Here is a 23988-nt window from a genome sequence, read left to right as displayed (position 1 = left end):
GGCGCTGCACTCAGCGGCCCCAAAGGGTCTTGCTAAGATCCGCATGAGCCTTGGACAACGTCAAGCCGAAATCGTCCATCCCTGTCGCGGCATCGGTTGGCCAGCGGACAATTCGGCGCAGCGCTGCACGGAAAAGGCAGCGGACGAACGCTGCCAGTGCAGAGGCCACGACCGCCGCCGGATCGAGTCTGCGAGCCGCCAATGCCCGATGGGCCTGTTGTGTTTCGAGATAGCGGGCCAGCGCAATATCGTGACGCGATGGTGCGCCAAGCTCCTGCCGGTCGCGCCCGGGGTCGTCATGCCAGATGGGCCACTCGGTCGGGCCAGGGTGATCCACGGTATCCTCCTGCGAAAAGAGATCCAGTGCGAACAATCTCCTCAAGCGCCGTGAGCAACGCGTGGGAACCTGCGTGATGGAATCGTGAAAAGCGCCTCGGCGGCGGAATAAGTGTTGAAATGGAGTGAGCTTGAGCGGATCGTCGTCGCGCTGTGACCGTGGCGGATCCGATGACCGGACCTTATCTTCACCTGCTGGGTGGTTTCGACTTTGCCGGCGTCGGGGCCACGGTTCCAGCCATCAGCCGCAAGGCGCGTGCGATGGTCGCCTATCTCGCGCTGCAGTCGGGGCATTCGCAGTCGCGCGAGAAGCTGGCGACCCTGCTCTGGGGCATCAACAGCGAGGCGCAGGCGCGAATGAGCCTGCGGCAAGCGGTATCGTCTGTCAGGAAGGCCATGCAGACGTGCGGCGGCGGCCGCTTCCTCACCGATGGCAACAGCGTCGCTCTGCATCTCGACGGCCTTGATTTCGACGTCGCGCGGTTCGAGGCGCTGGTCGCCAGCCCGGCACCCGAAGACCTCGAACTGGCGCTCAATGTCTACCGCGGCGACCTGCTCGACGGCTTCGGCCTGAAGGAGGAGCCATTCGAGGACTGGCTGAGGATCGAACGCGAGCGGCTGCGGGCACTGGCCGTCGCGGCGCTCGACAGGCTCGTCGCGCATTATGCAGCGACGAACGATCCTGCCGCATGCGTGCGCGCGGCGGCGCGCCTGCTGGCCATGGACCCGTTGAGGGAGGATGTCCACCGTGCCCTGATGCGCGCCTATGCGGCGCAAGGCAGGACCAATCTCGCGCTGAAGCAATATGAGCACTGCCGCACCGCGCTTCTACGCGATCTCAACCTGCAGCCGGAGCCGGAGACGCGGCAATTGTTCGAGACGCTGCGCACACGCCGCACAATGGCGCCGGCACGGCCACCCACGACTGATGCGGATGACGCTACCGGCTTCAGCCACGAACTCGCAGCCCCCCCGACCCACTATGTCAAATCGGCCGGGATCAACATCGCGTATCAGGTGACCGGCGACGGTCCGGTCGACCTGATCCATGTGCCGGGATGGGTCTCCAACCTCGACCACGCCTGGGGCTCGCCGCGGCTTTCGCATGTGCACCGGCGGCTCGGCACTTTCTCGCGCCTAATCCGCATGGACAAGCGCGGCACCGGGCTCTCGGACCGCAATGTCGGTCTGCCGACCCTGGAAGAGCGGATGGAAGATGTGCGGGCAGTGCTGGATGCGGTTGGCTCGAAGCGCACGGTGCTTTTCGGCAGCTCCGAGGGCGGCCCGATGTGCATGCTGTTCGCGGCGACCTATCCCGAGCGCACAGCGGCACTCGTGCTCAATGGGGCCTACGCCCGCGGCAGGTGGTCACAAGACTATCCGTGGGCGAAGACAAGCGAGCAGGTGGAAGAGGATCTGGCGATCGTCGAGAAAGAATGGGGAGCGGCGGCGGATATGAGCAACGCGGCGCCCAGTCTGATGAGCGACACGTTCGAGACAGAATGGTTCGCCGCCTATCTCAGGAATTCTGCCTCGCCCGCCGACGCGATCGCCCTGTGGCGCTGGGGAGCCGAAATCGATGTTCGCGACATTCTGCCTGCTGTCCATGTTCCGACACTGATCATGCAGACGACTGGCGACGGCTGGGTGAAGCGGGAAGAAGGACGTTACCTGGCGACGCACATCGAGGGCGCCCGATACATTGAGTTCGCAGGCCGCGACCACGTCATCTGGGGCGAGAATTCCGATCGGATCGTCGACGAGATCCAGGCTTTCGTCACCGGCGCCTTGCCGGCGGCCCCAGGCGAACGGCTGCTTGTGTCGGTGCTGTCCCTCGATATGACGGGCTCGCCTTTCGGCATCGACCCGGCCGAGCGGCACGCCGAAGCGCTCCGTGGCGAACTCCTCGCGGCCGAAGGCAGAGAGATCAGCCGATCGGACGGCAAGGTGCTCGCGGTGTTCCAGCGGCCAACGCGGTCGATCCAGTGCGCGATCGCCATCCGCGATCGCTTGCGGCAATCCGGTGTCGAGGTCCGCTCGGCGGTGCATATCGGCGAGTGCGAGCAGCGGGGCCATCAATTTTCAGGCGCGGCGATCGAACTGTCATCGCGTCTGCTTGACCATGCGCGGCCGGGCGAAATCATCGCATCAAGGACGGTGCGCGATCTCGTGGTCGGCTCCGGCCTGCGGTTCGAGGAGCGTGGCGAAATGGCGGCAAGCGGGCTGCCCGGCGCGTTTCCGTTCTATGCGGTCGATGGTTCGGCTTGAGCCGCTAGGTCACCTCTTCCCTGCCCCGAACCGCAGCCCGTCCATCAGCAGCTTGACCAGCCGGCGCGAGCGGTCGCGCCAGTCCTTGGTGTCGGGGGCCGAGTAGATGCCGCCGAGTGCGTGCAGCACATCGGAGGCGTCGACGTCGCTGCGGATCGAGCCTTCCGCCACTGCCGCCTCGACCAGTTGCCGCAAGGCCAGCGACACCCGGCCCGACATGTCGGAGAACACGGCGGAATTCGTGTTGAACAGGATGCGCAGGCTGGCCGCCAGGCCGCGCTTGGTGGCGATGTAGTCGACGAAGCGCTGCATCCATTGCTCCAGCGCCACATCGGCCGAATGGTGGCTGGCGAGGTCATCGGCAGCCGCGCAGAGCGCCTCGACTTCACGCCGATAGACCACTTCGACCAGATGCTCGCGGGTTGGAAAATGCCGGTAGAGCGTGCCGATACCGACGCCCGCCTGGCGCGCGATCTCCTCCAGCGAGGCATCGACGCCGTGCTCGGCAAAGGCCGCTGCCGCGACCTCGACCAGCCGGTCGCGGTTGCGCTGCGCATCGGCGCGCAGCGGCCTTGGCGCTGCGGCTTCGCGCTTCTCGTCGGCAATTGCTTGCGACTGCTCGGTCAATTTTCTCTCCACTGTCGATATATGGGGCTTGAACCCAAAGGGGTAAGCCCCCAACTAGATAAACGGAGGCGCCTCCGTTTTAGTGGAGCAGTCTTATCATATAATCAGGAGAGCCGGTATGTCACGTGTTGAGATTGTGAAGACTGAAGCATCCCCTGCCGGCTGGAGAGTCGGGGCGGCAGAGCTGCCAATCTTCCCCCTCGTGGGGGAGATGTCCGGCAGGACAGAGGGGGGCGCTCTCCCGCCAGCCTATCAAGGCCTGACCAACACCCGCTTGGAAAAGGTCTATTTCGACGCATGTAAATCGGGAACGTCGCATTCCTTCGCGCCCCCTCTGCCCTGCCGGGCATCTCCCCCACAAGGGGGAAATTAGGCGCGCCGTCGCCTCTTCCCTTGTCCTCTCCCACTCGAGCCCATTTCAATCCCCTAGCGTCAAGCAACTGGAGCCAGACGCCTCATGACCGACCAAACCAAATCCACCACTATCCCAATCCGTCTCACCATCAACGGACACAGTCACGAACTGCAGGTCGAGCCGCGCGTCACGCTGCTTGACGCCTTGCGTGATCGCCTCGACCTGACCGGCACCAAGAAGGGTTGCGACCAGGGCCAGTGCGGCGCCTGCACGGTGCATGTCGAGGGACAGCGCGTGCTGGCCTGCCTGACGCTTGCAGCACAAGCCGAAGGCCGCGAGATCACCACCATCGAAGGATTGGCCGGCGACGACGGCACGCTTAACGCGGTTCAGGCTGCTTTCCTCGACCAGGATGCTTTCCAGTGCGGTTACTGCACGCCCGGACAGATCATGTCGGCGGTGGCCTGCATCCGCGAGGGCCATGCCGGCTCGGATGACGAAATCCGCGAATACATGGCAGGCAATCTCTGCCGCTGCGGCGCTTATCCGCACATCGTCGCCGCCGTGCGCCAGGCGGCACTGGAGGTCGCGTCATGAGGGATTTTTCGTACATTCGCGCCGATACACTCGACGCCGCACGCCAGGCAGCCGCCGTGCCCGGCGCCATGCTGCTTGCCGGCGGCACGACGCTGGTCGATCTCGCCAAATGCGGCGTGGCCGAACCCGAGAGCCTGGTCGACATAACCCATCTCAAAGGGCTCGACGCCATCAAGGTCGACGCTGACAGTGCCATGATCGGCGCGCTGGCCAAGATGAGCCTCGTCGCCGACAATGCCGAGATCAAGAGCCGCTTTCCCGCGGTCTCCGAAGCGCTGTGGCAGGCGGCTTCCGCGCAGCTGCGCAACATGGCGACCATCGGCGGCAATCTGATGCAGCGCACGCGCTGCCCCTATTTCCGCGATCCCGCGAATTTTTCCGCCTGCAACAAGCGCTCGCCCGGCAGCGGCTGCTCGGCGATCGGTGGCGTCACCCGCGGCCATGCCGTGCTCGGCACCAGCGACGCCTGCATCGCCATGTATCCCGGCGATCTCGCCACCGCGCTGGTCGCCTTCGACGCCGTGGTTCATCTTGGCGAACGCCAGGTTGCCGTCGACGACTTCTTTCCCCTGCCCGGCGCCACGCCCGACAGGGAACATGCCATCCAACCGGGCGAGATGATCACGGCCATCAGCATCCCGGCTTCAGCCGCCGCCCGGCGGTCGACCTATCTCAAGGTTCGCGACCGGCAGTCCTATGAGTTCGCCGCTGCAAGCGCCGCAGTCGGCATCGACTTCGAAGCCGATGGCCGCACCATTCGCGACCTGCGCGTCGCGCTGGGCGGCGTCGCGACGAAGCCGTGGCGGGCGCACGCCGTCGAAGCGGCGCTGAAGGGCAAGGTGCTCAGCGAAGACAGGGTGCGGGCGGCCAGCTTGCTCGCCGTGGAAGGGGCCATCGACCACGGCGCCAACCACTACAAGATCGAACTGGCGCCGCGCGTCGTCGCCCGCGCCATCCTCAAGACGGGAGCCATGGCATGACCATTCACGACCCCAGGACACGGCACGGCGATGCTTCGGACGGCACTGCCGATCAGGTTGGCGGGCGGCTGTCGCGCGTCGACGGCCCGGCCAAGATTACCGGTGCGGCAAAATACGCCGTCGAGCAGCAGCTCGACGGGCTAACCTACGGCGTCCTGGTCGAAAGCACGATCGCGTCAGGCAAGGTGCGCTCGATCGACACGTCAGCCGCCGAGGCGGCACCTGGTGTGTTCAAGGTGCTGACGCCGGACACCATCATGCCGCTGAAGACTGCATCGGACTGGTTCGGCACGCCGCCGCCGGACAAACCCTACTGCCCGCTGGCGCGCGACATCACCTTTTCGGGCCAGCATGTCGCCGCGGTCATCGCGGAGACTTTCGAGCAGGCCGTCGCGGCAGCGGCGATGGTCAAGGTCAGCTATGACCAGACGCCGGCCATCGTCGACCTCAGCGACGCCAAGGCCGGCGACGGCATTCCGATCGCCGCCATGACCCAGGAATGGGGCGATGCGCAGGCCGCTTTCGCCGCTGCCCCGGTGCGCGTCTGCGGCGCCTATAACACGCCGCGCGAATACCAGGCGCCGATGGAGCCGCATGGCCTCATCGCGCGCTGGGAGGGCGATCGGCTGACCGTGTGGGAACCGAGCCAGTGGCTCGACGGCATGGCCCGCACCTATGCCGAATGGTTCGACGTGCCGTTCGAAAATGTACGGCTGGTCTCGCCCTATATCGGTGGCGGCTTCGGCTCCAAGGCATTGGCGCTCGGCCATGGCGCGGTGGCGGCTGCCGCAGCAAAAATGCTGGGACGGCCCGCGAGGGTGGTGATGACGCGGCCGCAGACTTTTACCGGCTATGGCGGCCGCGCCGCGACCCGCCAGACGGTGACGATCGGCTCCGACCGTGACGGAAAGATCCAGTCGATCGTGCATCGCGGCGTCAACGAAACATCCATAGACGGAATGTGGGTCGAGCCGTTGGGCGTCGTCACCTCGATCATGTATGCGACGCCCAACTTCTCCTCGAAGCAGAATGTCGTGCGGGTGAATTCGGTGGTGCCCGGCGCCATGCGCGCGCCGGGCGAAAACCCTAGCGCCTTCGGCATCGAAAGCGCCATTGACGAGCTCGCCTACGAGGTCGGCATCGATCCGCAGGAGATCCGGCTGAGGAATTACGCCGAGCAGGATCCGCACGCAAAAAAGGCTTGGTCGACGCGGCAGTTGCGCGAGGCTTTCGCGGCTGGCGCCGAACGCTTCGGCTGGGCCCAGCGCACGTCCAAACCGCGTTCGATGCGCGACGGCAACCAGCTGATCGGCTGGGGCGTCGCCGCCGGCACCTATCCGGTGCGGCGCGCTTATGGCGAGGCCATCGTGCGTATCCTTGCCAACGGCTCGGTCGAGGTCGAAAGCTCCTCGATCGACATGGGCCAAGGCACGTACACGATCCTGGCGCAGACGGCGGCCGAAACGGTCGGCGTGGCGGCCGACCATGTCGTCGTGAAGCTCGGCGATTCCCGGTATCCCCGCGCCGGAGTGGCCGGCGGGTCGCGGCTGGCCGGCGTGATGACGGGCGCGGTCTACAAGGCGGCGACATCGGCGCTCGATCAGCTTGTCGGACTGGCGATCAGCGATCCGCGCTCGCCCTTCCACGCGCTGCAGGCCAACACGCTGGTCATCGCCAATGGCCGCATCAGGTCGCCGCGCGGCGACGGTCCCGATGTCTCGATTGCCGAACTGCTGGCCAGCGTCGGCCGCGACCGCATCGAGGCCACCGGCGACACCATGCCGGCGAACTCGACCGCCGAGGATCGCTACAAGAACTACACCACCATCGCGGCGGCGCTGCCGCACACCGAGGGCGATTACTCGCGCCACTCCTGGTGCGCGCATTTCATCGAGGTGCGCGTCGACGAGGATTTCGGCACGGTGCGCGTGTCGCGCGTGGTATCGGCGCTGGATTCGGGCCGGCTCTACAACCCCAAGCTGGCCGAAAGCCAGTGGAAGGGCGGCATCATCATGGGCATCGGCCAGGCGCTGCTGGAAGAAGGCATTGTCGACCGCAGGCATGGCCGCATCGTCAACAACAATCTCGGCGACTATCTGGTGCCGACCAATGCCGACATCCCCGATATCGAGGTCATCTCGGTCGGCATTCCCGACCTGCACTCTTCGGTGCTCGGCGGCAAGGGTGTCGGCGAACTGGCCATCGTCGGCGTAGCGCCGGCGATCGCCAATGCGGTGTTCCATGCGACGGGAAAAAGAGTGCGGGATTTGCCGATCACGCTGGAGAAGTTGATCTAGGAAGCGGCGTGCGTAATCTCGCCCCTTGAGGGGGAGATGTCGCCGAAGGCGACAGAGGGGGTCGCCTCTCGTAGAGCGCCAACCTCCTTCCGCTGCAGTAGGTCGAGCCCGGTCGGACCGACCCCCTCTGCCCTGCCGGGCATCTCCCCCTCAAGGGGGGAGATTGGCAGCTCGCGCGCCTCGGTTACCAGTCGAGCTTGAACGCAAGCTTGCCGAAATGCTGCCCGCCTGCCGCCATGTGCGCGTAGGCTTCGGCCGCCTGCTCCTGGCTGAACACCTTGTCGACGACCGGGTCGATGCGGGCGGCGGCGATGGCGCGGACGGCGGCGCGAAGGTCAGATACCGACCCGGTGTTGTTGCCGATCACCTTCAGTGCCTTGATGATGATCGGCAGCAGGTCGACCGTGGCCTCGGCGCCGGTGACGAAACCGATGGTGAACAGCGTGCCGCCAGGCGCGGTGGCGTTGACGGCGCGGGCGAAGGTGGCGGTGCCGGCGGTCTCGACGACGAGGTCGGCGCCGAGGCCGCCGGTCAGTTCCAGCACCTTGCCGTCCCAGTCGGGCGTCGCGCGGTAGTTGATGAGATGATCGGCGCCGAGTGCCTTCGCCCGCCCCAGCTTCTCGTCCGACGAAGAAGTGATGATGACGGTGGCGCCGGCGGCTTTCGCCAGCTGCAGGGTGAAGATGGAGACGCCGCCGGTGCCGAGCAGCACGACGACCGAGCCCGGCCCGACATCGGCGGCGCAGACCGCGTTCCAGGCGGTGGTCGCGGCGATCGGCAGGGTCGACGCCGCCTCGAAAGAGAGACGAGCCGGTACCGGCACGAGCGAGTTGGCCGGCAGCGCGACATATTCGGCGAGCGACCCCGGCAGCGAAATTCCGCGCATCTGCGTCATCTCGTTAGGCCGGGGCGGACCGCCGATCCAGCGCGGCTTGGCATGGGCAACGACGCGATCGCCGACGGCGAAATCCGTAACGCCCTCCCCAGCGCGACGATCTCGCCGGCGCCGTCGGCGACGGGAATGAGCGGAAAGTCGGGCACGCGATAATTGCCGCTGGCCACCGCCACATCGACGAAATTCAGGCTCGCGGCGCGCTGGCGGATCAGCACTTCGCCGCGCTGCGGTTCAGGCGTGGCAATGGTGGTGGCGCGAAAGGCGTCCAGCTTGGCGGCGGTCAGTTCGATGGCTTTCATGGCTCACGCATTCCTGTTGAAAGGGTCGATCGTCGGGATTGAGTGAAGCTATCTGCTGCGCTACAAGCAGATAATCCGGAATTTTTACATTTGAGTCCTGTGCTTTATGCAGCAATCACACGACCCCGCCAGCCTTGCCGAAATGGCCGCCTTTGCGGCCATCACCGAAGCGCGCTCCTTCACCAAGGCAGCGTTGCGCGTCGGGCGCGACTCGACGGTTCTGTCACGCCGCCTGCAATCGCTGGAGCAGCGGCTCGGCGTGCGGCTGCTGCACCGGACCACCCGAAGCGTATCGTTGACGGAGGCGGGAGCGGAGTTCCTGGTACGCGTCCGCGCCATCCTGGCCTCGGTAGACGAAGCCGAGGCTGCTGCTTCCGCGCATGCCAGCGGGACGCCGCGCGGCTTGCTGCGGCTGGCGCTGCCGGGAACCTTTGGGCGTATGTGGATCGGGCCGCTGTTGCCGCACTTTCTAGCGACGTTCCCGGATGTCCGCATCGAGGCCGAGTTCTCCAACCGGTTCGTCGATCTCGTTGCAGAGAACTTCGATGTCGCCGTCCGTCTCGGCGCGCTGGAGGACTCGCGCCTGGTGGCGCGCAAGATCGCGACACGGCGGCGGTTGCTGTGCGCTGCTCCCTCCTACCTCGCCCGCAGGGGCGCGCCGGAAGCGCCGGAAGCGCTGACCGAACACGCCTGCCTCGGCTTCTCCGGCTTCCAGACCTTTCCCACCTGGGAGATGACCGACAGTTCGGGCCGCCGCGTCAACGTCGACGTCTCGGGGCCGATGGTGTGCGACGATGCAGAGGTGCTGGTCGAAGCCGCGGTGCAGGGCCTCGGCCTGATGATGAGCACCGACTGGCTGGTCGGACGCGAACTCGCCGACGGACGGCTGGTGCCGGTGCTGGCGGACTGGACGCTGGCCGACGAAGGCGCGGTCTATGTCGTCATGCCCTCGGCCAAGGGACAAGCCGCCAAGACACGCGCCTTCGCCGAGTGGATCGGCAAGCGCTTCGCGCCGGAGCCGCCCTGGACGTCGAGGCCGGTCTCAAAGGCTTGATCAATGGGGCGCGCCGGGGGCTAAGACGGCATATGCCGCTGTCACCAGGCCTTTTGTCCTGTATGATCTCGTTGAAGGAAGCTTGGGAGGGGATCATGCAAAGTGCATTGGCGAAGTTCATCATGGCAGGTTCCGTTCTTGCCGCGCTGCAAGCCGCGCAGCCGGCTTTTGCCGCGTCCTGCAGTTGGAGCGCCAAGATGGAAGAAGACGAAGGCGGCAGCGTGCTGACGGCTTCGGTGTGCGGCGGACCGAAGGCCGATGCGCATCTGATGCTCGTCTGTTTCGACAAGCCGGTGCTGAGCTACGATCTGGGTGCGGCCGGCCAGCAGCTGGAGCCCGGCATCAGCGCTTCCTTCACCTTCAAGGGCGGTGACAAGAGCGTGACCAAAAAGCTCGACCTCGAGGCCATGTATAATTACTTCACGGCTGAGCTGAGCAAAGACGATCCACTGCTCGGCCTGTTGCGCGGCAAGGGCGACGTCACGGTTACGGCCGACAAATATGGCGAGAACAGCTTTCCGCTGACCGGCTCGAGCGCGGCCATCGGCAAGGTGCTGACGCAGTGCGGCAAAGGTTCGGCCGGCGACGCGGACTGAAGCTCCCTACTTTCGACCACGCAGCTTGGTCCCGCGCCTCCGTCAGGGCAAAGCCAAGCAGGTTCTCGCCGCGCCCGGTTTGCCGTTTCGCTCATCGACGGGGGCACGGGTTTTGGAGGCGCAACATGCGGCCTGAGTTTTCAACGCGAGCTGCGCTCTCCCTCCGGTGTCGCCACCAGCAAGGCGGCGGCGGCATTGGCGGTGGCAATCGCCGCTTCTGTCGGATGGCCACGCGCAAGGCCTGCCGCGAAGGCGCCGACGAATTCGTCGCCGGCGCCATGGGTGCTGACGACTTTTACCGGAATGGCGCCCAGCGCGAAGGCCGCGCCCGTCCGGTCGCAATAGGCGACCCCCTCACCGCCGGCGGTGACAATCGCCGAGGGGTAGGTATCGATCAGCCGCCGCGCGGCTTCGGTTGCGCCGGCGAGCGTATCGACGACCGGAACGCCGGCCAAAAATTCCGCTTCGATGGCGTTGACGATGACGATGTCTATCAGCGCGGTCAATTCGGCCGACAGTGTTCGCGCCGGTGCGGCGTTGAGCACGACGCGGCCACCGGATGCCTTCACCGCGCGCGCGGCAGCGATGTTTGCGGCGTCGGGCACTTCGTTTTGCAGCAACAGCACTGCCGTCTGTACCACCACCTCCCTTGCTGCCACGACGTCATCATCGTCCAGGGTGAGATTGCTGCCGGAGACGATCACCGCACCATAGTCGCCATCGCTGTCGAAGATCGCCACGCTCATGCCGGAGCCTGCGCCTGCCGCCACGCGCACGAAGCGGCGATCGAGGCCAGCGCGATCGAGATTGGCCAGCAGCGCCGTGCCGAAATCGTCGTCGCCGACGGCGCCGATCATCGCCGCACGCACGCCGGCGCGTGCCGCCGAGACCGCCTGGTTGCCGCCCTTGCCGCCGCATTTCGGCTGCCAGGCATGGCCGGTCACAGTCTCGCCCTTGCGCGGACGGTCGGGCGCGTCGACCATGATGTCGTAGTGCAGGCTGCCGAAGACGGTGACCAGCGGAACCGTCATGTGCCCCGGTCTTTTCGTTTCGAGGTGACCGCCGACATGGTGCGGCCGAGATTGCGCTCCGCCGCCTGGTAGTCGCGCTGCGCCACCGCCACGAACAGCGCGTCGAGGATGTTGAGCTGCGCGATGCGCGCCGCTGCGTTTTCGCCCATCAGCGGCGATCCCTGCGCCGTCGAGCACAGCACGATGTCGGCAATCCGGGCCAGCGGCGAGTTGTCGTAGTTGGTGATGGCCAGTGTGCGGGCGCCGCTCTTGCGGGCAAGATGGATGGCGTCGATGACGGCCGACGTGTTGCCGGAATGCGAGAAGCCGACGGCGATGTCGTCGGCGCCGAGCAGCGAGGCCGACATCAGCATCATGTGCGAGTCATCATAGACAGACGCGCGGATGCCGATGCGCAGGAATTTGTGCGAGACGTCGCGGGCGATCTGGGCGGAGCCGCCGACGCCATAAAAATCGCGGTTCCTGGCGCGGTAGAGCAGATCGGCGGCACGGTCGAAATCGTCCATGTCGAGGATCGCGAGCGTCTCCTCCAGCGCCTGGATCGAGGTGCGGAACACTTTCTGCACGATCTCGGCCGAGCTGTCGTCGACCGACAGTTCCTGGTGCATCTCGGCGGTCGGGAGGCGGCTGTATTCATAGACGGCGGTGCGGAAGTCGCGGTAGCCGGAGAAGCCGAGTTTCTTGGCGATCTTGACCACCATCGCCTCCGACACGCTGGCCTCCTCGGCGATCTGCTTGAGCGGAATGGTCTCGTCGAAACCGCGCCGGCCGAAGACGGTTTCCACCACCTTGGCCTCAAGCGGAGTGAGATGCGGCATCATCATGCGGATGCGCGGCCCCACGGCTTTCAGATCGAGATTGCTCAACGTCATCCACGTCCCCTCGTCTCCGGCCCGAGCATGGCTTCCTGGACGATAGCCTGCGACGTCACGGCGTCCTGACTGTCCATGGCGGCGGACAGGCGGTTATCCTTCTCCAGCCGGTCGACAACGCGCAGCAGGCGCTTGACGGTGGCGATGTTGACTTCGCATTCGCGCACCGGATCGAGCCCGGTCATGTCGGGGAAGGTGTCGAAGTAGATGGCGCCGGCATAGCCGTCGCGGCGGATCTGGCGCAGCAGTTCGATGGTCTGCAGCGTGTGCACCGCGCCGACCATCAGGCCGTCGTCGCGCTTGGCATAGCCATCGTTGAGATGGACGCCGAGCAGCTTGCTGTGGCGAGCGATCAGCGCCGCGGCGAAGGCCGGCTGTTCGTCGGCATAGAGCACATGGGCGAAATCGAGCGTGACGCCGAGATTGGGTAGGCCGACCTCGCGGATCGCCAGCAAGGTGGTCGCCGCATCCGGCATCAGCGAGTAGGAGCGCGGTTCGTTAGGCTTGTACTCCAGGCTGATCTGGCAGCCGGGATCATGCGCGGCAACTTCACGAATCCCCTCGATTTCGTGCTGCCAGAGCGTCGCATAGTCAGTTTGAAATGCATAGTCGAAGCCATCCTGGCCCAGCCACAGCGTCATCAGACTGGCGCCGGCCGCGCGCACCGCATCGATACCGGCCTTGGTCAAGTCGATGGCTTCGCGGCGCACCGCCGGGTCCGGATTGGTGAAGGCGCCGAGCTTGAAGGCCGGATTGGAGTAGTAACGCATGGCAAAGCCATTGATGGAAAGCCCGAAATCGCCGAGCTTTCGGGCGATTTCAGCCGGCTTTTCACTGACATGATCGGGGAAATTAAGATCAAGATCGGTCAACCCGTCGACCTTGGCCGCGCGAGTGGCCATCTGCAGCATGGACGGCTTGCCGGTGAGATCAGGCCATTCGGCTTGCGGCCGCGAGGCGAAGGAATTCAGGCGGGTGGCGAAGCGACTGTTTGTCATGATCGACCTTTCAGTGATTTACTTCACATAAATATGAGTATTTGTAAAGTTATCATTTGCGAGGCGGTTTGTAGCGCGCAACATCCTGCTTGGCCGAGATCTTCGGCTGCGCCTCTGCATCCATGCCGGGAGTTTCGAGTCCCGCAACGGTGCGGATGCTGGTGCGAGCCCTTGCGCCCTGCCTGCCGATTGACCAATCTGGCCGACACTGTCATGAGCCGCGGTTGGGGGATCGCACATGCCAACGCTTTATCAACTGAAACCGGCCTTTCAGGCCAGGCTGCGGCCGTTGGCCGACCGGCTGGCCGATGCCGGCGTCACCGCCAACCAGATCACGCTTCTCGCCGCAGCACTGTCCATCGCCACAGGCCTGGTGGTCACTGCCTTTGCCTTCCGTCCCCTGGTGTTCCTGTTGATGCCGGTGGTGCTGTTTGTGCGCATGGCGCTCAACGCCGTTGACGGGATGCTGGCCAGGGAACATGGACAAGCATCAAAACTCGGCATGTATCTCAACGAACTCTGCGACGTCGTCTCGGACCTGGCGCTGATCCTGGCCTTTGCCACCTTGTTCCCGGCCTGGGGTGTCGTCGCCTTCGCTATTACCGCCATGCTGGTCGAGTTCGCCGGCGTGCTTGGCGTTGCCGCAGGCAGCGGGCGCAACTATGCCGGGCCGTTCGGCAAGAGCGACCGGGCCCTGGCGCTCGGCGTCATCGCCTTCCTCATCGCCTGCGGCCTGTGGTTCCAAGCGATTGTGCCCTTTGTGTTTCCGGTCATGGCTACACTGTCAGTCGTAACCGCCATCAACCGGATACGCGGCGGCCTTAGAGCGGGCGGCGCATGATGCCAAAGCGTCAGGCGCCCGACCGCCAGAGGGAAACCATGATCCACCAGACCATTGCAGCCGGAGCACCGGCAAGCCTCGAGCGCATCGCGCTGGAGCGCACGTTCAAGAGCCATGACGGCACCGAGATCTTCTACCGCTACTGGCCGGCCGCCGGGTCGACGCCAAAGGGTGCGATCCTTCTGTTCCATCGCGGCCACGAGCATGGCGGCCGCATGGCGCATCTGGTCGACGAACTCGCCATGCCCGACCATGCCTTCTACGCCTGGGACGCGCGCGGCAATGGCCGCTCGGCCGGCGAGCGCGGCTATGCGCCATCCTTTGCCGCCCTGGTTCGTGACATCGACTGCCTGGTGCGGGAGATCGGCCGGGATGGTTTTGGCCAGCGCGACATCGCGCTGATCGCGCAGTCCTTCGGCGCCGTGCTGGCCGCTGCCTGGGTGCATGACTATGCGCCCGACATCCGCGCGCTGGTGGTGGCTTCACCGGCCTTTTCGGTCAAGCTCTACGTGCCCTTCGCCAAGGAGGGCATTGCGCTGTGGCAGAAGCTCAAGGGCCGCTTCTTCGTCAATTCCTACGTCAAGGCGAAGTTCCTGACGCATGATGCCGAGCGCATCGCTTCCTTCGACGCCGATCCGCTGATCACGCGACCGATCGCCTCCAACATCCTGGTCGAGCTTTACGACCACGCTGCCCGCATCGTCTCGGACGCGCGCGCCATCACCGTGCCGACGCAGCTCTTGATCTCTGGCAGCGATTGGGTGGTGCGGCATGGACCGCAGCACGAGTTCTTCGTCAATCTCGGCAGCAGCGCCAAGGAGCGGCATGTGCTGCCCGGCTTCTTCCACGACACGCTGGGCGAGCGCGATCGCAAGCAGGCGCTGGACCTGATCCGGCCATTCCTCGAAAAGCAATTTGCCACGCCGGAGAAAACCATCGACTTGCTTCAGGCCGACCGCGCCGGCTACACCCGCGACGAGGCCGAGAGGCTGGCCTCGCCGCTGGCGCTGCTGTCGCCAAAGGGTATCTACTGGGCGATAAGCCGCGCCTCGATCGGCATCGGCGCCTGGCTGTCTTCGGGCATGAAGATTGGCATCGCCACCGGCTTCGATTCCGGCTCGACGCTCGACTATGTCTACGAGAACGACGCGCGCGGCATCGGCTTCATCGGCCGCATGATCGACCGCACCTTCCTCGACGCCATCGGCTGGCGCGGCATCCGCCAGCGCAAGCTGCATCTGGAAGAGCTGATCGGCAACGCCGCCGCCAGCCTGAAGGCAGCCGGCCGTCCCGTCCACATGCTCGACATCGCCGCCGGTCACGGCCGCTATGTGCTCGATGCCGTCGCCAAATGCACTGAACCACCAGCAAGCGTGCGGCTGCAGGATTATTCCGAGCTCAATGTCGGGTTGGGTTCGAAGCTGATCGCCGAGCGGCGTCTGCCGACCAGCGTCAGCTTCCACCAGGCCGACGCCTTCGATGCCGACATGCTGGCCGGGCAAAAGCCGGCGCCGGACCTCGCCATCGTCTCCGGGCTTTACGAATTGTTCGCCGACAACACGATGATTTCCCGCTCGCTCGGCGGGCTGGCCAGCGCCATGCAGTCCGGCAGCCTGCTCGTCTACACCAACCAGCCATGGCATCCGCAGCTGGAGATGATCGCGCGCAGCCTGACCTCGCATCGCGGCGGCCAGGCCTGGGTGATGCGGCGGCGCACGCAGGGCGAGATGGACCAGTTGGTGACGGCTGCCGGTTTCGAAAAGATCGACCAGCGCATCGACCAATGGGGCATCTTCACCGTCTCGGTCGCACGGCGCGTCTGAGACCATGGTCCTGCCTGTCACTGACCCTGCCCCGGCGCGGGAACCCTATTTGGGCATCGTGCTGAGGGCCGCCCTTTGGCTGGCGCTGCTGGCGCCGTTCTTCTATTCGACCTATGGCTTTGCCAACTGGCTGGCGTCGCGGCGCGACCATGTCGGCAGCATCATGTTTGCCTGGGAACACGCCATCCCTTTCGTCGCCTGGACGATCGTGCCCTATTGGTCGATCAATCTGTTCTACGGCCTATCGCTGCTGCTCAACACGACCAGGCGCGGTGTCAACCGGCTCGCCGGCCGTTATCTCTCGGCGCAGATCATTGCCGTCGCCTGCTTCATCGCGTTCCCGCTGACGGCGACATTCGTGCGGCCGGAAACCACCGGCCTGCCGGGTTTCCTGTTTGCAGTGCTCGGTGGTTTCGACAAGCCGTTCAACCAGGCGCCATCCCTGCACATCGCACTCCTGGTGATCATCTGGGACCATTGGCGTCACGTTCTGGCACGTCACCGTCTCGGCGGCATTCTCCGCCCGGTCTGGCACGTCTGGTGTTTTCTCATCGGCGCCTCGGTGCTGACGACCTGGCAGCATCATTTCATCGACATTCCGACCGGCGCCCTGCTCGGCCTGTTTGCGCTGTGGCTGTTTCCGTCCAAGGGCGAGCTGCCATTCTGGGGTTTTCGGTTGACCGCCGACCCAAGGGCGCGGCGGCTGGCGGGTTATTACGGGCTGGGGGCGGCCCTTGCCCTGGCCGGCGCTGCCGAGGGCGCGTTGGTCTCCGCCGATTTTCTCATCCTGTTGTGGCCGGCATTGGCGCTGGCCATCGTCGCCTTCGGCTATGCTGGGGCCGGCGCCAAAGTGTTCCAGAAGGCAGCCGATGGTAGCGTCTCACTGGCCAACCGTATCCTGCTCCTGCCCTACCGGCTTGGCGCCCGGATCAATGTGTGGGTATGGACCCGCCAACTGGCGCCGCAAGCGGAGATCACCGACGGTGTTTTCCTCGGCCGGTTTCCGAGTGCCGACGAGGCCAACCGCTTCGGCACAGTGATCGACCTTGCCGGCGAGATGGAACGGCCGCGCGGCGTGACCTGCCGCTGGATCAGCTACGCGATGCTCGACCTCGTGGCGCCGCCTCACGACAGGCTGGAGCGAGCGGTGGCGGCGATCGAGCTGGCGCGCCGGCGCGGCACCGTCCTGGTCTGCTGCGCGCTCGGCTTCCAGCGCAGTGCAGCCGTCGTCGCCGACTGGCTGGTTGTGACCGGACGCTCGCACACTGCCGCGCAGGCGCGCAGGAAACTCGCCGCATTGAGCCGGCCCGTGCATCTTCAGATCGGGCTGGAAGAACCGACATGAGTTGGCCGGCATGAGTGGCGAGAATTTTCCCGAGAACGCCGAAATATTCGCCGCCGGACTGATGGTGCAGGCGGTGTGGCCGATCCTGCTCGTGGTGGCGGCTGTGATGGCAGCGCCGGTCATCGGCCTGGTGGCCGGGCCGCAGACGACAGCGCTGTCCGCGGCGGCCTGGCTGGTCACGGCGGCGAGCGCCGTGGCCACGCTGGCTCTTTCGGCCTTGCTTTTGTTCGATGCGCTGCTGTTCCGGCTGGTGGCAAGCCACGCCAGCGAGGCCGCCGGGGGTGCCGCGGTCGACGATGTGCTGGCGCGCATGCGCCTGAAATCCACCACTGCCGGCGGCCGCTCGCTCGACCATCGCATGGCAGGCACGCGCCGCCTGCTGACAAGGCAGCGCATGGCGCTCGCCATGTTTGCTGCGGCATCCCTTTTCGCAGCATTTGTTTGAGCCATGACAAAACTTCACCTGCGCGCCAACACCTTCACCTTGCTGCAGACGGTGACGTCGGTCGGCCTGTCGGCGGCGGCCTGGGTGGTAACCGGCGTCAGACCAATCTGGAACGGCAGCCAGCCGTCGGAGCGGCAGCGCATCTACTTCGCCAACCATGCCAGCCATGGTGATTTCATCCTGCTGTCGGCTTGTCTGAGCGAGAAGGTGCGCGCCCGCACCCATGCGATCGCGGCGGCCGAATATTGGGGCAAGTCGCGGCTGCGCCGCTTCATCGCGCAGGACATGCTGTCGTCCGTGCTCATCCACCGGCAGTGGACCGACGAAACGCAACACCCGATCTCGATCATGCTGTCGGTGCTCGACGACGGCCACTCGCTGATCCTGTTTCCCGAAGGCACTCGCAACACGACGGAGGCGGATCTGCTGCCGTTCCGCTCCGGCCTCTACAATCTGTCGATGGCGCGGCCGGATGTCGAACTCATCCCGTGCTGGATCGAGAACATGTCGCGCGTGCTGCCCAAGGGCCAGTTCCTACCGGTGCCGCTTTTGTGCCGCGTCGTCTTTGGTCCGCCGGTGGCGATCGCGCCCGGCGAAGAACGCCGCACCTTCCTCGAGCGCGCGCGCCAGACGCTGCTGTCGCTCAACCCGCGTCCCGATCGGGACCACTAGCATGACCAGGCAAAGAGACTTCGTATGACACTGCCGCCAATGCATGAAACCGTCATCCTGCTGGCCGGCCTGATCTGCGTGCTCACCATGGCGAGCATCGTTGCCGGTATCCTCTCATGGCGGGCGCCGAAGCCGCTGCCCTCGACGCTCGTCAACTTGAACCAGCGCATCAACGCCTGGTGGGTGATGGTGCTGGCGATCACCGTCGCCTTCTTCTTCGGCCGCACCGGCATGACCATCCTGTTTGCGCTGATCTCGTTTGCCGCGCTGCGCGAGTTCGTGACGCTGACGCACAGCCGGCGCAGCGACCACTGGGTGCTGCTCGGCATGTTCGGCATCATCATTCCCTTCCAGTACTGGCTGGTGTGGACCGCCTGGTACGGGCTGTTCACCATCTTCATCCCCGTCTACTGCTTCCTCTTGATGCCGGCGATCACCGCGCTCAACGGCGACACCGAGCGCTTCCTCGAGCGCGTGTCCGCGCAGCAATGGGCGGTCATGATCTCGGTCTACTGCGTCAGCCATGTGCCGGCGCTGCTGACGCTCAACGTGCCCGGTTTCGAGGGCCGCAACCTCCTGCTCATCGCCTTCCTGATCATCACCGTGCAAGGCAGCGACGTGCTGCAATACATTTTCGGCAAGCTGTTCGGCCGGCATTTTTTGTCGCCGTCCGTTTCGCCATCAAAGACTTGGGAAGGGCTGATCGGCGGGCTGGTGTCATCGAGCCTGCTCGGCGCGCTGCTGTCGTTCCTGACGCCGTTCTCGCCGCTCGCGGCGGCAGGCGTCGCCTTCATCGCCTGCCTGATGGGGTTCCTCGGCGGGCTGGTGGCGTCGGCGATCAAGCGCGACCAGGGCGTCAAGGACTGGGGTCACCTGATCGAGGGTCACGGCGGCATGATGGACCGCGCCGACAGCCTGGTCTTCGCCGCACCGGTGTTCTTCCACATCGTCCGCTATTTCTGGACGTGAGCTAAGCCGTTCAATCGCGGATGGCGCGGCCTGCCTGCTGCAGCAATTCGAAGGCGGCGAAGCGCTTGTCGTGCCAGGGCACGAGGTCGCCACCGGCCGGGCGATAGATGTCGCCGATGCGCGACATGCCGGTCATCGCCGCGATCACATCGGGAAATTTTTGCGCCGCCACCGCAGCCAATATGGCTGAGCCGAGCAGCACCGGTTCGGGCGAGGTCGAACCGGCGACGGTCAGGCCTGTGGTGTCGGCCAAAAGCTGACGTACCAGCTCGCTTTGCGCCGCACCGCCGCTGACGACGATAGTGTCGATGGCAATGCCTTTTTTGGCCATCGCCGCCAGGATCTGGCGAACGCCGTAGCCGATGCCCAGCAGGCCGGCGACATAGAGCGCGACCAGACTGTCGAGGGACGTGTCCATGCCAAGCCCGGCGATCAGGGCCTTGGACTCGGGATCGGCGAAGGGCGAGCGGTTGCCGAGGAATTCCGGCACGACATGCAGTCCATCGGCTAGGTGCGCTACTGCGGACAGGTCGGCGGACTGTTTCGCCGCCTGCTGACCAAGCCAAGCGGTCAGGCCGAGACCTTCCGCCTTGGCTTTTGCGGATGCCTCAGCCGTGGCCGGATGGAAAGCGACGAGGTGGTCGATTGCAGCACCCGCCGCCGATTGCCCGCCTTCATTGAGCCAAAGCCCCGGCACCATCGAGGAAAAATACGGACCCCAGACGCCGGGCACGAAGGCCGGCTCGCTGGTGCTGGCCATGGTGCAGGCCGACGTGCCGAACACATAGGCCATGCGCGACTGCAAGGTGCCGACCGAGCCCTGCCCGCCAACCGTGCCGACTCCCCCGGCATGGGCATCGATCAGGCCGGCCGCAACCGGCGTTCCCGGCAACAGGCCGAGATCGGCCGCGGCGGCCTCAGTCAGGCCTTGGGCAAGCGCGGTGCCGCCCTCGACGATCTGGGTGCCGATGCGGGCAAAGCCTTCATCGGCGAGCGCGCCGAGGCCGATGGCGCGGAAATAGGCTTCGTCCCAGCGCCGCTCGTGGCCGAGATAGGTCCATTTGCAGGTCAGCGTGCAGATCGAACGCCCCAGGCTGCCGGTCGAGCGCCAGGTCAGATAGTCGGTGAGGTCGAAGAAATGCTCGGCGGCATCGAAGGTGGCGGGCAGGTTTTCGCACAGCCACAACAGCTTCGGCGTTTCCATCTCCGGCGATATGGTGCCGCCGACATAATCGAGCACGGCGTGCTTGCCGGCATTGACGCGCTGCGCCTGGTCGAGCGCACGATGGTCCATCCAGACGATGATGTTGCGCTGGGCATCGCCGGAATGGCCGACCGGCAACGGCGCGCCATCCTGGCCGACCACGACCAGCGAACAGGTGGCGTCGAAGCCGATGCCGGCAATGTCGCGCCCAGCGAGCCCCGACTTGGTCACCGCCTCGCGCACGCTGGCGCAAACCGCACGCCAGATGTCCTCGCTCGACTGTTCGGCGATTTCGCCGGGCTCGATGAATAGAGCGATGTCGCGCTTCGCCGAGGCAAGCATGGTGCCCTTGCTGTCGAACACCCCCGCCCTGGCACTGCCAGTGCCGACGTCGATGCCGAGGAAGTGGGACATGGGGAACCTCAGAAGTTAGGCAGTAGGCAGTAGGCAGTAGGCAGTAGGCAGTAGGCAGTAGGCAGTAGGCGAGATGGTCAGCAGTGAACCGTCAGTTGCAAGAGCCTCTCCCCATTCCCTACTGCCTAATGCCTACTGCCTCACAAATCATTGCTCTGCGGCAGGATCACCAGGTCCCGGATGGTGACGTTCCGTGGCCTAGTCAGCATGAACAGCACGGCTTCGGCGACCTCGACCGGTTGAATCAGGCCGCCCTTGGCCAGTTCATCCTCAAGCTTGTCCTTCGGCCAGTCGCTGATCAGCGCTGTCACCACCGGCCCCGGCTGCACCGCGCCGACGCGCAGGCCGTGCGGGGCGACCTGGCGGCGCACCGTATGGACGAAGGCCTGCACGGCGTGTTTCGACGCTGTGTAGATCGGCTCCCAGACCACGGGCACCAGTCCGGCGATCGAAGACGTGACGATGATGTCGCCGGTCTTGCGTTCGACCATATGCGGCAGCACGGCGTGGATGGAACGAAAGACCGCATTGATGTTGAGGTTCAGCATGCGGTCCCACACATCGGGGTCGCCTTCGAGCACCGGGCCGCCGACATAGGCGCCGGCATTGGCGTGGAAGATATCGAGCGGGCCGGCCTTGTCCAGGATTTGCGGCATCATCGTCGCGACGCTGGCCGGCTTCATCAGATCGATCACCAGCGGGATCGCGTCGGGACCGAGTTCGGTGCAGACGCTTTTCAGCGCGTCTTCGGCGCGGTCGACGAGCACAACGCGAACGCCGGCGGCAATCAGCGCTCTCGCGCATTCCAGGCCTATGCCCGACGCGGCGCCGGTGATCGCCGCGACCTTTCCACTCAAATCCTGAGCCATTCTATCCTCGTATCGATTGCGGTTGCGTTCAGGCGCGGCCGTGGGAAACCCGCGAGCGGCGTGCCAGGGAGTCGACGATGACCGCAATTGCCAGAACGGCGCCGGTGATCATGTAGCGAAGCGACGATGACAGATCGAGCAAGGTCAGCCCGCTGGCGATCGACTGGATGACGATGATGCCGAGCAGCGCGGAATAGGCGCTGCCACGGCCGCCAAACAGGCTGGTGCCGCCTATGACCGCCGCCGCAATGGCGTTGAGGTTGACGTCGCCGGTGCCGGCCTGCTGGCTGGCCGAGGCCAGTCGCGCCGCCGACAGCACGCCGCCGAGGGCGGCAAACATCGAGCACATGACGAAGGCGCTGAGGTAGATCGAGCGCACCTTGATGCCGGCGCGGCGCGCCGCTTCGCGGTTGCCGCCGACGGCGGTCATCGAGCGGCCCCATTGGGTGCGGGTCAGCGCATAGTTCATCGCCACCACCAGGCCGACGAACAGGCCGAACATCCACGGTATGCCGCGCGCCTGGTTGAGATAGCCGACGATCAGTTCGAGCAGGATGGTCAGGGCGGCGACGCGCACGATGAGGCCGCCGACAGACGGCGCCGACAAATTGACGGCCCGGCGGCGGCTGACGGTGCGCAGGCCGGTGACCAGCATGACGATGCCGGGCAATGCTGCCAGCGCATAGGACAGCCAGTCCGGCATGACCAGCAACTGACCGAAATTCACCAGGTTCGAGCCATAGGGCAGATTGATCGAGCCGGTGGAGCCCAGAATGTAAAGCTGCAGGCCGAGCACGGCGAGCAGGCCGGCGAGTGTCGAGACGAAGCTTGGCATGCCGAGCCGGTTGAACAGCAAGGCATAGAGCGCGCCGATGAAACCGCCGACGGCAACCGCGGCGAGAATGGCGAGCGCCACCGGCCAGCCCTGGTTGACCCACAGCGTGCCCACCATGGCCGAGGCAAAGCCGCTGATCGAGCCGACCGACAGGTCGACCTCGCCGACCATCAGCACGCAGACTATGCCGAGCGCGATGACGCCGACGGTCGAGCAGTCGAACAGGAGATTGACCAGATTGCTTGACGAAACGAACACCGGGTTGAGCGCGGTGAACACGCTCCAGATGATGACCAGGCCGACGATGACCGGCAACGAGCCGAGGTCGCCGGAGCGGACGCGGTCGAAGAAGGCGCTGATGGCGCCACCAACGCCGGCCTGGTGCTTGACGCGCACGTCGCTGCGGTCGAGCGCCGTCGACGAGGAGGTGTCCTGCTTGGGCTCCGCGCTCATGGCCGCTGCTCCTGGTTGTGCGCTTGTTCGGCGGCCTTGCGCCGTTCGGCGCGGCGCGACACTGCATTGTTGGCGGCGCCGGTGATGGCGCTGACCAGTTCCTGGTTCGAGGCGTCGGGTTCGAAGACGCCGTTGTTGCGGCCGAGCCTGAGCACCACGATGCGGTCGGCGACGGCGCGCACGTCCTCCATATTGTGACTGATCATCAGCACGCCGAGCCCACGCTCGCGCACCCGGTCGATGAGGTTCAGCACTTCCGCCGTCTGGGCGACGCCAAGAGCGGCGGTCGGCTCGTCGAGCAGGATGACCTTGGGGTCGAGCAGCAGCGAGCGGGCGATCGCCACGGTCTGGCGCTGGCCGCCGGACAGCGAGGCGACCGCCTCGCGGACGCTTGGAATACGCGCCGACAATTCGTTGAGCAGCGTCCAGGCGCGAATTTCCATCGCCACCTCGTCCAGCCGCAGCGGGTTGATCTCCTTGCCTAGAAAGATGTTGGCGACGACGTCGAGGTTTTCGCACAGTGCGAGATCCTGGAAGACGGTGGCGATGCCGAGCGTCAGCGCGGCGCTCGGGTCGGGCATCGTCACTTGCCTGCCGCGGAAATTGATGGTGCCCGAGCTCGGCTGGTGGACGCCGGCCAGAATCTTGACCAGCGTCGACTTGCCGGCGCCATTGTCGCCGACCAGCGCCACCACCTCGCCGGCATGGACATCGAGATCGATATCGGTGAGCGCCGAAACGGCGCCGAAATTCTTCGAGATGCCGCGCAGGCTGAGCACCAGCTCGCCTGCCGAAACCGGTCCGTCAGAGATGTCAGACATGGTGGCAAACCTTTCCGGATGGGCGGTCAAGAGTGACTGCGAACTTCCGGCCGCCGCAAGGGCGGCCGGAAAGCAGGATCAGGATTCTAGGT

At 65.5% G+C, this 23988-nt stretch carries 22 protein-coding genes and 1 pseudogene; 12 read left to right on the top strand and 11 right to left on the bottom strand.

Features of this window, described 5'->3' with window-relative positions:
- Positions 1-10: 10 nt before the first annotated feature.
- Positions 11-373 (bottom strand): hypothetical protein, encoded by a 363-nt coding sequence (locus tag NLY44_RS02305; protein ID WP_023747832.1) that lies wholly within the window; start codon positions 371-373, stop codon positions 11-13.
- Positions 374-507: 134 nt separating this feature from the next.
- Between NLY44_RS02305 and NLY44_RS02300 the strand changes: the two genes are divergently transcribed.
- A complete protein-coding gene (locus NLY44_RS02300) occupies positions 508-2604 on the top strand; it encodes an alpha/beta fold hydrolase (protein ID WP_031201953.1) in 2097 nt (698 codons plus the stop codon).
- A 9-nt stretch (positions 2605-2613) separates the two neighbouring features.
- On the opposite strand, the gene NLY44_RS02295 is transcribed toward NLY44_RS02300, so the two are convergent.
- Positions 2614-3243 carry a TetR/AcrR family transcriptional regulator gene (locus NLY44_RS02295; protein WP_023805582.1) on the bottom strand — a complete coding sequence of 210 codons (630 nt, stop codon included), beginning with the start codon at positions 3241-3243 and terminating at the stop codon, positions 2614-2616.
- A gap of 445 nt (positions 3244-3688) precedes the next feature.
- Between NLY44_RS02295 and NLY44_RS02290 the strand changes: the two genes are divergently transcribed.
- The 3 genes from NLY44_RS02290 to NLY44_RS02280 are packed head-to-tail and all read left to right on the top strand — an operon-like array spanning position 3689 to position 7460.
- Positions 3689-4183: a (2Fe-2S)-binding protein gene (locus NLY44_RS02290; RefSeq protein ID WP_023805584.1), complete on the top strand. Its 495-nt coding sequence runs from the start codon at positions 3689-3691 to the stop codon at positions 4181-4183.
- Positions 4180-5163, top strand: a complete 984-nt coding sequence (locus NLY44_RS02285; protein WP_023805585.1) for an FAD binding domain-containing protein — start codon at positions 4180-4182, stop codon at positions 5161-5163. Before NLY44_RS02290 ends, NLY44_RS02285 begins: the two co-directional genes overlap by 4 nt.
- The gene (locus NLY44_RS02280) at positions 5160-7460 is read left to right on the top strand and encodes a xanthine dehydrogenase family protein molybdopterin-binding subunit (RefSeq protein WP_023805586.1); all 2301 of its coding nucleotides are present in this window, start codon (positions 5160-5162) and stop codon (positions 7458-7460) included. Before NLY44_RS02285 ends, NLY44_RS02280 begins: the two co-directional genes overlap by 4 nt.
- Positions 7461-7644: 184 nt before the next feature.
- Here NLY44_RS02280 and NLY44_RS02275 read toward each other — a convergent pair whose 3' ends face one another.
- Both NLY44_RS02275 and NLY44_RS02270 read right to left on the bottom strand, forming a co-directional pair.
- A complete protein-coding gene (locus NLY44_RS02275) occupies positions 7645-8346 on the bottom strand; it encodes a zinc-dependent alcohol dehydrogenase family protein (RefSeq protein WP_286456573.1) in 702 nt (233 codons plus the stop codon).
- Positions 8332-8654 (bottom strand): annotated as a pseudogene (locus NLY44_RS02270) (alcohol dehydrogenase catalytic domain-containing protein); the annotation flags it as partial. The pseudogene NLY44_RS02270 and the gene NLY44_RS02275, both read right to left, overlap by 15 nt.
- A gap of 106 nt (positions 8655-8760) precedes the next feature.
- Between NLY44_RS02270 and NLY44_RS02265 the strand changes: the two are divergent.
- Both NLY44_RS02265 and NLY44_RS02260 read left to right on the top strand, forming a co-directional pair.
- Positions 8761-9708 (top strand): LysR family transcriptional regulator, encoded by a 948-nt coding sequence (locus NLY44_RS02265; protein WP_023805587.1) that lies wholly within the window; start codon positions 8761-8763, stop codon positions 9706-9708.
- A gap of 95 nt (positions 9709-9803) precedes the next feature.
- Positions 9804-10304 (top strand): hypothetical protein, encoded by a 501-nt coding sequence (locus tag NLY44_RS02260; protein WP_245263813.1) that lies wholly within the window; start codon positions 9804-9806, stop codon positions 10302-10304.
- A gap of 140 nt (positions 10305-10444) precedes the next feature.
- Here NLY44_RS02260 and NLY44_RS02255 read toward each other — a convergent pair whose 3' ends face one another.
- The 3 genes from NLY44_RS02255 to NLY44_RS02245 are packed head-to-tail and all read right to left on the bottom strand — an operon-like array spanning position 10445 to position 13205.
- Positions 10445-11335, bottom strand: coding sequence for a ribokinase (locus tag NLY44_RS02255; RefSeq protein ID WP_023805588.1), 891 nt, complete (start codon positions 11333-11335; stop codon positions 10445-10447).
- Entirely contained in the window at positions 11332-12207 is an 876-nt protein-coding gene (locus tag NLY44_RS02250) for a MurR/RpiR family transcriptional regulator (RefSeq protein ID WP_023805589.1), read from the bottom strand. The genes NLY44_RS02255 and NLY44_RS02250 overlap by 4 nt, the downstream gene beginning before the upstream one ends.
- A complete protein-coding gene (locus tag NLY44_RS02245; protein ID WP_023805590.1) occupies positions 12204-13205 on the bottom strand; it encodes a sugar phosphate isomerase/epimerase family protein in 1002 nt (333 codons plus the stop codon). Before NLY44_RS02245 ends, NLY44_RS02250 begins: the two co-directional genes overlap by 4 nt.
- Before the next feature lie 238 nt (positions 13206-13443).
- Between NLY44_RS02245 and NLY44_RS02240 the strand changes: the two genes are divergently transcribed.
- From NLY44_RS02240 to NLY44_RS02215, 6 genes are read left to right on the top strand one after another with little or no spacing between them, the layout of a single operon-like run.
- Positions 13444-14046 carry a CDP-alcohol phosphatidyltransferase family protein gene (locus NLY44_RS02240; protein WP_023672508.1) on the top strand — a complete coding sequence of 201 codons (603 nt, stop codon included), beginning with the start codon at positions 13444-13446 and terminating at the stop codon, positions 14044-14046.
- 41 nt (positions 14047-14087) lie between these two features.
- On the top strand, positions 14088-15869 hold the full coding sequence (locus NLY44_RS02235) for a bifunctional alpha/beta hydrolase/class I SAM-dependent methyltransferase (protein WP_031201955.1): 1782 nt from the start codon (positions 14088-14090) through the stop codon (positions 15867-15869).
- 4 nt (positions 15870-15873) lie between these two features.
- On the top strand, positions 15874-17214 hold the full coding sequence (locus NLY44_RS02230; protein WP_023805592.1) for a phosphatase PAP2/dual specificity phosphatase family protein: 1341 nt from the start codon (positions 15874-15876) through the stop codon (positions 17212-17214).
- 10 nt (positions 17215-17224) lie between these two features.
- Entirely contained in the window at positions 17225-17659 is a 435-nt protein-coding gene (locus NLY44_RS02225; protein WP_023805593.1) for a hypothetical protein, read from the top strand.
- Positions 17660-17662: 3 nt separating this feature from the next.
- Complete coding sequence (locus NLY44_RS02220) at positions 17663-18331, top strand: lysophospholipid acyltransferase family protein (protein WP_023672504.1); 669 nt, start codon at positions 17663-17665, stop codon at positions 18329-18331.
- A gap of 39 nt (positions 18332-18370) precedes the next feature.
- Positions 18371-19300 (top strand): phosphatidate cytidylyltransferase, encoded by a 930-nt coding sequence (locus NLY44_RS02215; RefSeq protein WP_031201228.1) that lies wholly within the window; start codon positions 18371-18373, stop codon positions 19298-19300.
- Positions 19301-19310: 10 nt separating this feature from the next.
- On the opposite strand, the gene NLY44_RS02210 is transcribed toward NLY44_RS02215, so the two are convergent.
- The 4 genes from NLY44_RS02210 to NLY44_RS02195 form a co-directional block, all read right to left on the bottom strand.
- Positions 19311-20918, bottom strand: coding sequence for an FGGY-family carbohydrate kinase (locus NLY44_RS02210; RefSeq protein WP_023695495.1), 1608 nt, complete (start codon positions 20916-20918; stop codon positions 19311-19313).
- 140 nt (positions 20919-21058) lie between these two features.
- Positions 21059-21787 carry an SDR family oxidoreductase gene (locus tag NLY44_RS02205; RefSeq protein WP_023685460.1) on the bottom strand — a complete coding sequence of 243 codons (729 nt, stop codon included), beginning with the start codon at positions 21785-21787 and terminating at the stop codon, positions 21059-21061.
- Positions 21788-21815: 28 nt separating this feature from the next.
- Positions 21816-23075 (bottom strand): sugar ABC transporter permease, encoded by a 1260-nt coding sequence (locus NLY44_RS02200; RefSeq protein WP_023749886.1) that lies wholly within the window; start codon positions 23073-23075, stop codon positions 21816-21818.
- Positions 23072-23896 (bottom strand): ATP-binding cassette domain-containing protein, encoded by an 825-nt coding sequence (locus NLY44_RS02195; protein ID WP_023688990.1) that lies wholly within the window; start codon positions 23894-23896, stop codon positions 23072-23074. The genes NLY44_RS02200 and NLY44_RS02195 overlap by 4 nt, the downstream gene beginning before the upstream one ends.
- Positions 23897-23988 lie beyond the last annotated feature (92 nt).

The organism is Mesorhizobium sp. C089B (genome assembly GCF_030323125.1).
In the GTDB taxonomy this organism is placed as follows: domain Bacteria; phylum Pseudomonadota; class Alphaproteobacteria; order Rhizobiales; family Rhizobiaceae; genus Mesorhizobium.
The sequence above is the reverse complement of the archived record's forward strand: the minus strand, read 5'-3'. Positions and strand labels throughout refer to the sequence as shown.